Here is a 10,647-nt window from a genome sequence, read left to right as displayed (position 1 = left end):
CGCCCGGCCCAATCGTGGGCACTGCGAAAGAAAAAGCGACTGACATAGCCGTCAGCGCCACAGCTATGGTGGGCGATCCGTCATGCTTGCCCGCCAAGGCTAATGAAGGCGGCCAGATCGCGAGGAATGAGCTTTAGACAGCGTCATGAGACGTCAGATCGATTTGAGTGCGGTCGATTTCTGGCTGGAGGACGACTCATGCCTGGTCAGAGAACGCTCGATGGATCGGATGATCGCGATCAGCAGCAGATTGATCACGAGGTACAGCACGCCAGCAATGGCGAAAATCTCGAAGATCGCGAAGGTCTGGCTCATCAGCCGCTTGGCGTAGCCGGTGATTTCGAGCACCGTGATCGTCGAGGCAAGGCTGGTGCCCTTCACCACAAGGATAAGCTCATTGCCATATGCTGGCAGCGCCTGGCGGATGGCGAGCGGGAACTCGATGCGGCGGAACCGCAGCATGCGCGACATGCCGCATGCCTGGGCCGCCTCGACGAGACCGACCGGAACCGACATCAATCCGCCGCGCAGTATCTCGGATGTGTAAGCGGCCGTATTCAGCGCGAGTGCCAGGACGGCGCAACGCGATCCGTCGCTGATCACCCACCACAAAACCGCGTTGTCCTTGATCAGCGAAAGCTGGCCGAGCCCGTAGTAAAACAGGAAGATCTGCACCAGCAGCGGGGTCCCGCGAAAGACGTTGCTGTAATATTTGGCGAAGCCCGACAGGAGCCAGTTCGACGACAGCCGCATAAGCGCCAGTCCGAGGCCCAGATTGAAGCCGATCAGCACCGAAACGAAGGTCAGCGCGGCTGTGACCCACAGGCCCTTAAGCAGAACGGGAACCGCAAGCTGGATGAGGTCTATCATACTGCTTTTCTCGTCCGTAGCCTGAGCAGGCGTTCGATCCCGTCGAAGCCGGCCTGGCTTACAAGCGTGATGGCGAGATAAACCACCGCCGCAATCAGGTAGAAGATGAACGGGTGGCGGGTGGAGTTGGCGCCGATGAAGGAAATGCGCATCAACTCCTGAAGGCCGACCACGGAAACCAAAGCGGTGTCCTTGATCGTCGTCTGCCAGACATTGTTGATGCCGGGAACGGCGATGCGCAGCATCTGCGGGGCGATGATGCGGCGGAAGATGCGTGCGCCCGGCAGCCCGAGCGCTCGAGCTGCCTCGATATGCCCATTGGGAATGGCGCCGAGCGCCCCGCGCACGACCTCGGTCGAATAGGCCCCGGAGATCGCGCCGATGGCGATGACCGCGATGACGAACGCATAACCGCTTTCCGCAACTCCGGCATAGCCGAAGGCAGTCACGACCTTGGTCACGAATTCAACCGAACTGAAAAACAGCAGGTAGATGATAAGCAGTTCGGGCACGCCACGCACAAGCGACGTATAAGCATCGACCACCAGCGAAAGTGGAAATATCCGGGCCCATTTGATCAGCCCGCAGACAATGCCGATCACCAGACCGGCCGCCATGCTGACGAAACCCACAAGGATTGTGATCGCCGCGCCACGCAGGATGACGGTCACCCAACCCGCTTCCCAAACCTGCCAGAGACCGAATTCCATCCGAGTTGCCCTAGTCTGTCGTGCCAATGAGACGCATGCGCCCGGCTGTCCGGGCGCATGCCAGAATTCCAAGGCGTTATTTGCAGGGCCGGGAAATGTCCGTCTTGAACCATTTCTGGCTGGCCTTGCCGACCGAGCCGTCGGCGATCAACTCGCAAAGCGCCTTGTCGATCTTGGCCTTGAGCTCGGTGTTGTCCTGCGCGATGCCGACGCCGATGCCTTCGCCAAGCGTCGGGTCGAACGTGCTCTTTATCTCAACACCTATCAGCTGGAAGTTCTTGCCATCCGGCTTGTCCAGAAAATCCTGCAAGGCGGATTGATCGGCGAAAGCCGTGTCGATACGGCCGCTCGCCAGGTCGATCTGCATCTGATCGAGCGTGTCGTAGGTTTTCAGGTCGGCATTCGGCGCACGCTTCTCGAGGAAATGCGCGTGCGTGGTGCCAGCCTGCACGCCGACCTTCTTGCCATCGAGCGATTTCAGCAGCGTGTCGACGTCGGTGATGGCGGCGAGATCAGAACCCTTGGCCGCGACGAACATGTTGGCCAGTTCGGCATAGCCGACGCTGAAGTTGATCTCCTTCTTGCGATCGGCGGTGATCGACATGCCCGAGATGATGACGTCGAAGCGCTTGGCCTTCAGCGCCGGGATCAACCCGTCGAAGGCCTGCACCACGAAATGGCAGGTCACGCCAAGTTTGGTGCATAGCAATGCGCCGACATCGGCGTCGAAGCCGGTGACGTTGCCGTTGGCGTCGGACATGCTCCATGGCGGGTAGGCGCCTTCCGTACCAATGGACAGCTCGCCTTCGGCCGCCCATGCGCTGCCCATGCTTCCCGCCAGACAGGCGAGCAGCGTCAAGACTTTCAGTTTCATATCAGTTCCCCTTGTTGTTGATCTTCATTGCCGTTGTCCGGTGCGAGCCGAACGCTTCGAGGGCTTGCCTCACAGTGTCCGTGCCAGGAATTGGCGCAGACGCTCCGAGCGCGGGCTGCCGAACAGCTCCGCCGGCGCACCCTCTTCCTCCACCTTTCCCTGGTGGAGAAACAGAACCTTGTGGGAGACCTCGCGCGCGAACTGCATCTCATGCGTCACGAGGATCATGGTGTTGCCTTCCTCCGCCAGTTGGCGGATCACCCGCAGCACCTCGCCGACCAGCTCGGGGTCGAGCGCCGATGTCGGCTCGTCGAAGAGGATGACCTTGGGCCGCATCGCCAGCGTGCGGGCAATCGCCGCCCGCTGCTGCTGGCCGCCGGACAACTGGCCGGGATAGTGGGCATGCTTGTCGGCGAGCCCGACCTTCTTGAGCAGGGCATGCGCGTGTTCGAGGGCCTTCTCGCGAGGCTCCTTCAGCACATGCCGGGGCGCTTCGATGATGTTCTCCACCACCGTCATGTGCGGCCACAGATTGAAGTTCTGGAACACCATCCCGACCCGGGCGCGGATGCGTTCGACCTGCGCCATGTCGGCCGGCCCGAGACGGCCGTTCGACAGCGGCTTCATCTTGATGAGTTCGCCGTCGATGGCGACCTTGCCGCCATCCGGCTGTTCCAGAAGATTGATGCAACGCAGGAACGTGCTCTTGCCCGAACCCGACGAGCCAATCATGGAAATGACTTCGCCGGCATGGGCGGTGAGATTGACGCCCTTCAACACCAGAAGCGAGCCGAAGCTCTTGTGAAGCTCGTCGATCTGCACTGCCGGCGTCGTGATCTTCGCTTCGTCAGCAGGCGTCGGATCGGCCACAGCGGCCGGAGCGGTTGGCTGCGTCTGTTCGCGCCTGGCCTCGTCCTGGGCTACCTCGACAGTCTGTAGCTCGGCCAAAGCACGGTCGAAATAGCGCAGGCTGCTGGACAGGCAAGTGCGCTGCCAATCCGGATCATCGGGAATGAAGGCCGAGCGCAGCGTCTCCCGGATTCGCTTGCCCAGCGGCGAATCGAGCTTCCCGAACAGATGCAGCCAGTTGTCGGCTTGCACCGCTTCCATGACCGAGGGGCCGTCCAGCGTGCCGCATTCGACGACAAGCGGCAGCACGCGCGCGTCCGGCATTGCCTTGCGGACGGCGTCGGAGACATAGCCGGTCGCAGTCGCAGCGATGCCGGTGCCGGTCTTGGCGCCCGGGCCGGTCAGCACGGTCGAGAGCGCCGGCCCGAAGATGGATTTGCCCCAGGCAAGGCCAGCATGCTCGGAACTCGCCACCGAAAGCAGAGCCGGATAGCCGTAAGGCCCCGCCCCCGTATGCAGGTCGAAAACGATGACCTGGCGCGCCGCGCCGGCAAAAGCCTTCAGGATCTCGTTCAGCGTCCTGTTCGACCAGACCGGGCCGCCACCGCCGTAGAACATCCCGTCGGCGAATTCATACTGGCCGGCCTCGACGATCGCCGCCAGCCCGGCATGCCCAAGCCTCTTGCGCGCTGCGGCGAGTTTCTCGTCGGCCGCTGTGCGGTCCGGCCCTGCCCATTCGCGGTATGCCACGGCGTCGTGGAGGCCGGCATAGCCATTGTTGACCGGAGCGCCCGCCGACCAGTCGATGAAATTGCGGTTGAGGTCGACATTGTCTTCGTTGACGCGCCGCGACCACGCCGTGCCCCAGGGATTGATGAGGTGGATGGCAAGGATCGCCATGTCGTCAGGCAAGCGCCGCAGGTTCTTCTGGCCGAGCCAGGCGGTCTGGCAGGTCGAGCCGAACGGCCCCTCGACACCATGCGTGCCGGAAATGAGCACGATCAGCTTGCGCGCGTCGCGACGGCCAAGCAGTGCCACATCCGTCGCCAGCGGCCCGCCATCGGGCCCGTTCAGCGGATGAACATATTCAGACAGCTCCGCGCCCGCCCGCTCGGCCGCTTGGCGAAATTCCTGGCGCAAGGCGCCGAAATCAGAGGCATAGGCCGGGGCCGGCTCGTCATGGCGCTTCGTCGATCCCAATGGACGGCTGGCGGTCAATCCGTTCATTCCCTGTGATTCCGGCATGGGGTTACTCATCGGTGAGGTTGCTCACGTTCTTAAAGCTGCCGGAATGAGATGGCCTGGAAGACCGAACGAACCAGGCATCGCGGGGAAGCACCTTGTCGGGGTTCATGATCGACTGATCGTCCAGCACTCGTTTCACCTGCTCCATCACGGCGAGCTTCGTCGGGTCGGCTGTCGCCAGCAGGGAATGGATGCGCTTCGACCCAACACCGTGCTCGGCGGAAAAGGAACCGCCAATCTCCCGGAGCTGTTGATACAGGACACGCTCGACACGCTCGGCAATTTCGGGCGCCAGCGGACCCCGGCGGTTGAGGATGATATGCAGGTTCCCATCGGCCAGATGTCCGAAGATATAGGGAGCCAGACCGGGTTCGATCGCAGCGAGCTTAGGCAGGATTCTGTCGAGATATGCTGGAATTTCCGACAATGGCACCGACACGTCGAAAGAAGGCGCATCGGGATGGGCGCGATAGAGCACGCTGGTGTCCTCGCGCAGCCGCCACAGGTCGTCCTCTTGCCGCCGCGAGCCGGCGATGATGCCGGTCGCTTCGGGATAGCGCTCCATTACTTCCGAATAAATCCGCTCGAAATCCTCGCGCAGCGCCTCTTCGCGCGCGCCGCCAAGCGACAGCAGCAAGAACAGCGGCTGGTCGAGCGGCACGCCTGGTTCGGACCATCCATGCGCGGCGGCGGCCAGACTGAAATACGAGGTCCACATCGCCTCGGCCGCGCGCAGATGCCCGGCCTCCGATTCAAGAGCCAGGCGAATGGTCCGCAGAGCAGCCTCGACCGATGGCAGCCCGAAAAGCGCGGTGGCGCTGGCTAGCGGCGAAGGGTCGAGCTTGACGACCACGCGGGTGACGATGCCGAGCGTGCCCTCGGCGCCGATGAAGAGATGTTTCAGATCATAGCCGGCCGAATTCTTCACCACCCGGGTGAGATCGGAATAGACCGATCCGTCGGCCAGAACGGCCTCGAGGCCAAGCACGCGGTGGCGCATCACGCCGTTGCGAAAGGCCATCACGCCGCCCGCATTGGTGGACACCATGCCGCCGATCGTTGCCGAGCCGCGCGCGGCAAGATCGATGCCCGGTTCCAGCCGGTGTTCGCGCGCGGCCTCTTGCAGCGCTTCAAGAGTAACGCCGGCGTCGACGACGGCCACCCGCTCGACAGGATCAAGCCGCTCGATGCGGTTCATGCGCGTCATCGAAAGGACGATCTCGCCTGGCCGCGAAACACTGCCGCCGACCAGGCCGGTCTTTCCACCTTGCGGCACGATCGCAATCCCGTTCTGGTGACAGATGCGCGCCACCGCCGCGACTTCACCGGTCGATAAAGGCGCAACGACGATGCCGGCGCCACAATTCGCGCCATTCGAGCCAAGGTCGATCGCCTCGGTATCCTCTCCGGTGCGCACATTCGAAGCGCCGACGACATCGCGGAGCGCGTCGACAAACGACAACGGCACCGCCTGGTCGATCCAGTTCGTTTGCCCTTGGGGCGCGAGGCCGGTCATCGTCCCACCAATTCCTGAAGTGCCGCAATCAGCCGGTCATTGTCCGCCGGCAAGCCGATGGTGGCACGCAGATAGCGTTCGTAGCCGGCTTCTCGCCACGCCTTGACGATAATCCCCTGCTTCAGAAGATCGGCGGCGAGGCTCGAACTATCACCCTTGCAGTCGAAGAACAGGAAGTTTGTCTGCGACGGCGCAACCCGGAAACCAAGGCCAACAAGAGCGGTGGCTGTGCGCACGCGCTCGGCCCTGACCCGGCTCGCCGACGCCTTCATCCAGCTTTCGTCGGCGAGTGCCGCGATCGCGGCGGTCTGTGCCGCTGCGTTGACGTTGAATGGCGTCTTGGCAGCGGCGATCACCCGTGCCAGTTCGAGGCTCGAACAGACGGCATAGCCGACGCGCAGCCCCGCCAGCCCATACGCCTTCGAAAACGTCCGCAGCACCACATGGTCGATGCCGTGACCGCGCAGAACCTCGATGCCGTCCGGCGCACCGGGATCGGCAAATTCGAAATAGGCTTCGTCGAGGACAAGAAGCGTGCCTGGCCGCACGGCGCCGATCAGCCGTTGCAAGCCGGAATGGTCGAGACCCGGCCCGACCGGGTTCCATGGCGAGGATATGAAAACGATCCGTGGCCTGGCGGCAATCGCCGTTTCCAGCGCGGCAAGGTCGAACTCCATTCCAGGCGTCATCGCAACCTTGACGACATCAGCCCCCACTGCCAGCGGCTCTATCTCATGCAGGCCGAAGCTCGGCACCGTGGTGACGACGGAGGCGCCCGGCACCAGGACGGCGCGCGAGATGGCGGCGATCATCTCCTCGGAGCCGTTGCCGGCAACGATCAGGCCGGGATCGACCGCCAGTCTTTCGCCAAGCACTGCCCGCAGCGCCGTGCAAGCCGGGTCGGCATAGCGCCATGGTTCGAACGATGACGAAGCCAATGCGGCCATGACGGCGGGAGAACAGCCGTCCGGGTTCTCATTGCTGGCCAGCCGGGCGATGTCTTGGCGGCCACTCAGCGCCCGCGCCATCGCTATGTTCATGCCGGCATTGTAGGGCGGCAAGGCGGCGATATGCGGATTGAGCGGCAGGCTCGACACTGGTTTGACCGACTGTTCCAAATTCCGACTTCCGTTTCCCCGCGCCCATACGCGGCATCGCGATCTTGTCAAATATCCAGGACGATTGATCCGCTCGGCCTGGAGCAGCACAGCAGCACTTCGCCTGCCCCAAGCTCGTCCAGCGGTTCTTCGAAATAGGCGACGTCACCCGAGACCAGCCGCGACTTGCATGTGCCACAGATGCCCGACCGGCAGCTGAATTCCGGTTTCAGACCGTGATCCTCGGCAAAGTCGAGCAGCGATGCGGCGGAGCCGTCCCAGATGGCCTTGAGTCCCGATTTTCGGAACTCCACGGTCGTCGCCTCGTCTGTCGGCACGATCCTTGCCGGCTGCGCAACAACCGCCGAGGTCCGAAATGCATCAGGCTCAAGCACCGTCGACGGGCCGAAAAATTCGTAGGCAATGCGGTGCTTCGGCACGCCAAGCGCTCGCAACATGGCGTAAATCGCCTGCATGAACGGCGGCGGACCACAGAGATAGAAATCATAGTCGTCGATCGGCAGCAGGCGTTGCAGCACGTCCCGCGAAATCATGCCTTCGCTGTGGAAGTGCTGCTTGGCTTTGTCGCGTTCGGAAGGAGACCGATAGCAGTAGTGGGCGGACAGGCCGGGCCGTGTCGCGACAAGGCCGCTCACCTCGTCGCGCAAGGCATGCACGTCGCCATTCTCGCAAGCGTGAACGAAGACGATGCGGCGGTCCGGCATCGAAGCCAGCGCATGCAGCATCGACACCATCGGCGTCAGCCCAACGCCGCCGCTGAGCAGCACCACTGGACGGCTGCTCGCCTTGTCGAGCACGAACTCGCCGCGCGGCCCTTCGGCCTGAAGGACGTCACCGACGTCGATCCGGTCATGCAGGAAGCATGAGCTTATCCCATCAGGCAGGCCAGGCGCGGATGCTGCTTCCCGCTTCACGCTGATCCGGTAGCGACCCTTGCTGGCCGGAGAACAGGAGACGCTATAGTTGCGCAGCACATATCCCTTTTCGCCTGCCGCGTGCGGTACGGGTATCTTGAACACCAGGAACTGGCCCGGCTCGAAATCGCGCCAGTCCAGTGGATTGACCGGCTCCATGTGGAACGACGTGATGATGGCGCTTTCGCGCACCTTCGCAACCACCCTCAGGTCGCGAAACCCGCTTCTTGCGATGGTGTCGCGAGCGGTGAATGCGTTCATTCGGCGGCCGCCAATTGCTGGCTCTCGCTGGCGATCAGCTTGGCCAGGTTGCGGCGAAAACGCAGCGGCCCGACATCGATCTTGAGATCGAGATTGGGCGTGCGCTTGTTGGCCATGCCCTTGTGCACCGCGTTGAGCACGGTGCGGTCCTCGTCGAAAGCGCCGCGCACGGAGGTGGCGAACCGGCGCGACACCTCCAGATCGTCGGGAGCGAAATTGCGCATCTGGAACCAGTAATATTTCGTCTGGTTCTCATCGACAGGCGTCATGAAATTGTAACTGTCCATGAGGAACACGTCCTCGTGCAGCGGCTTGCCTTCGCCGCCGGTGCGTGCCGGTACGAAGATCGCCTTGATGATCGCGTTGGACGGGTAGCGCACCTCGTAGTGCTGCTTGCGGTCGCAATTGCCGGAGAATTTGAGGAAGGGTGCATAGAAGGGCGCCGGTGCGGCATCGACCACCCAGCGCCATACCGTTACGCCGTCTTCGCCCACGGTGGTTTCGAGCGGCGCATCCTCCATGGCCTGGACACCACCGAAGGAGGACTGATGGACCCAGGACACATGCGAGGGGTCGAGCAGGTTGTCGGTCATGTAGAGATAGTTGCAATCGAGCGCCATCGATTCGCCGCGGTTGACGCCCCATGCCGGGTCGCCCCAGTGATCGACAGCGAAAATCAGGTCGGGATCGGCCTTTGCCGCCTCGCCCATCCAGATCCAGAGCAAGCCGTAGCGCTCGGCAATCGGATAGGAACGGACGCAGGCGACATGGGGTATCTTTTCCGCGCCCGGCACCCGCGTGCAGGTCCCCGTGCTGTCGAAGGTCAGGCCGTGATAGCCGCACTCGACCGTGTCGCCCTTTATGCGACCCATGGACAGCGGCAGCTTGCGATGCGGACAGGCGTCTTCGAGCGCCGCTACCACGCCATCGGTCCGGCGGTAGAGGACGATATCCTCGCCAAGAATCCGGGTCGGCACCAGCCGGTCGGCGACCTCATGGTCCCACGCGGCAACGTACCAGCAGTTTCGAAGAAACATGGCGTCCTCCCAGCTTGTGAACCCCCAAACGAATATCTTGCGGATCCTGGACGACATAGGGCTTGCATCTGCGTTCTATTTTAGAAAAACTAAATCAAGATGACCCCAGGATCCTTGCCCAGGTGAACAAGACGCCGCCGCTGCGTGCGATACAGGCCTTCGAGGCCTTCGGCAGACGCGGCAGTATGACGGCGGCCGCGACCGAGCTTGGCGTCTCCGTTGGCGCGGTCAGTCAGCAGATACGCAAAGCGGAAGAGGCCCTCGAGGTCAGGCTGCTGGAACGGCGCGGCAGAAGCGTCGCCCTCACAGCGCTGGGACGCGTGTATCACGCGGCGGTTTCCCGCGGATTCGACCAGATTCGTGCGGCTCAAGACATCATCGATCGCGCCCAGTCCGCGAACACGCTGACAATCTCCTGCCTGCCATCGCTGGCCAGCAAATGGATCGGCCCGCAATTGCTGGATTGGCAGATTGCACACCCGGGCGCGACGGTACGTCTGGTCGGCGCGGAGACGGAACCCCGATTGGATACTGAAGGGGTCGACTTCCGCATTTCGTACGGCGAGAAGTATCGCGATTTCAACCACTATATCGAACTGTTCACGGATTGGGTGGTGCCGGCATGCTCACCGGCGCTGCTGGCAAGGCACCCGGTGCGCAAACCCGCCGACATTCTCGACCTGCCACTCCTCAGCATCGAATGGGCTCGCGACCACCGCTCACCGCCCAGTTGGACGGAATGGGCAGCAAGCATCGGAGCGATGTACCAAAAGGCTTCAGGTGAAGTCGCCTTCTCCTTGTCGAGCGCCGCTATCGATGCCGCGACGAACGGAAGAGGCGTTGTGCTGGCGCAGCTATCAATGGCTGCCGAGGATATCGCATCCGGCCGCCTCATCGTACCTTTCAATCAACGGCTCAAATTGTCTCAGGCCTATTTCCTTGCCTGGGACCGTGCAGCTCTGGAAAAGCCCTTCGGCCCGGAACTGCGCGCGTGGATCGTGTCGAATTCCAAGCGGATGGGCGCAGCTTTAATGGCTAGCTGATGTCCTCAACTGTTCACTCCCACTTGATTGTCTTTGTCCTTATTAGGTCATTGATCGCTGACATGCCGGACTGCAGGCGGTATCGCGTGATCGAGATGCGCTCGGGCGATCGATCCTCAATCACGCCAGCCCGAGCCGGGCGACGACGAGCAGAACCACCCGCTGGTTGATTGAACCTAGCCCTCTACTCTGCTTTCGTCGGGACCGTCA

The 10,647-nt window shown here is 62.5% G+C and carries 9 protein-coding genes; 1 reads left to right on the top strand and 8 read right to left on the bottom strand.

Annotated elements, in window-relative coordinates; all coding sequences use genetic code 11:
• Positions 1 to 153 precede the first annotated feature (153 nt).
• From EN824_RS16005 to EN824_RS15970, 8 genes are all read right to left on the bottom strand, one after another.
• The gene (locus EN824_RS16005; protein ID WP_135867769.1) at positions 154 to 870 is read right to left on the bottom strand and encodes an ABC transporter permease; all 717 of its coding nucleotides are present in this window, start codon (positions 868 to 870) and stop codon (positions 154 to 156) included.
• Positions 867 to 1,580, bottom strand: a complete 714-nt coding sequence (locus EN824_RS16000; RefSeq protein ID WP_127276466.1) for an ABC transporter permease subunit — start codon at positions 1,578 to 1,580, stop codon at positions 867 to 869. The genes EN824_RS16005 and EN824_RS16000 overlap by 4 nt, the downstream gene beginning before the upstream one ends.
• Before the next feature lie 76 nt (positions 1,581 to 1,656).
• On the bottom strand, positions 1,657 to 2,454 hold the full coding sequence (locus EN824_RS15995; RefSeq protein WP_127276468.1) for a transporter substrate-binding domain-containing protein: 798 nt from the start codon (positions 2,452 to 2,454) through the stop codon (positions 1,657 to 1,659).
• Positions 2,455 to 2,523: 69 nt separating this feature from the next.
• Positions 2,524 to 4,530, bottom strand: coding sequence for a DUF2817 domain-containing protein (locus EN824_RS36550; protein ID WP_135932486.1), 2,007 nt, complete (start codon positions 4,528 to 4,530; stop codon positions 2,524 to 2,526).
• A gap of 22 nt (positions 4,531 to 4,552) precedes the next feature.
• The gene (locus tag EN824_RS15985) at positions 4,553 to 6,064 is read right to left on the bottom strand and encodes an FAD-binding oxidoreductase (RefSeq protein ID WP_135932485.1); all 1,512 of its coding nucleotides are present in this window, start codon (positions 6,062 to 6,064) and stop codon (positions 4,553 to 4,555) included.
• Positions 6,061 to 7,182, bottom strand: a complete 1,122-nt coding sequence (gene hisC, locus EN824_RS15980) for a histidinol-phosphate transaminase (protein ID WP_127276474.1) — start codon at positions 7,180 to 7,182, stop codon at positions 6,061 to 6,063. The genes EN824_RS15985 and hisC overlap by 4 nt, the downstream gene beginning before the upstream one ends.
• Before the next feature lie 47 nt (positions 7,183 to 7,229).
• On the bottom strand, positions 7,230 to 8,357 hold the full coding sequence (locus EN824_RS15975; RefSeq protein ID WP_135932484.1) for a 2Fe-2S iron-sulfur cluster-binding protein: 1,128 nt from the start codon (positions 8,355 to 8,357) through the stop codon (positions 7,230 to 7,232).
• Positions 8,354 to 9,394 (bottom strand): aromatic ring-hydroxylating dioxygenase subunit alpha, encoded by a 1,041-nt coding sequence (locus EN824_RS15970; protein WP_127276478.1) that lies wholly within the window; start codon positions 9,392 to 9,394, stop codon positions 8,354 to 8,356. The genes EN824_RS15975 and EN824_RS15970 overlap by 4 nt, the downstream gene beginning before the upstream one ends.
• A 122-nt stretch (positions 9,395 to 9,516) precedes the next feature.
• On the opposite strand from EN824_RS15970, the gene EN824_RS15965 reads away from it, so the two are divergent.
• On the top strand, positions 9,517 to 10,437 hold the full coding sequence (locus EN824_RS15965; RefSeq protein WP_127873507.1) for a LysR substrate-binding domain-containing protein: 921 nt from the start codon (positions 9,517 to 9,519) through the stop codon (positions 10,435 to 10,437).
• Positions 10,438 to 10,647 lie beyond the last annotated feature (210 nt).

Source organism: Mesorhizobium sp. M8A.F.Ca.ET.181.01.1.1 (genome assembly GCF_004792025.1).
Classification (GTDB): domain Bacteria; phylum Pseudomonadota; class Alphaproteobacteria; order Rhizobiales; family Rhizobiaceae; genus Mesorhizobium.
The sequence above is the reverse complement of the archived record's forward strand: the minus strand, read 5'-3'. Positions and strand labels throughout refer to the sequence as shown.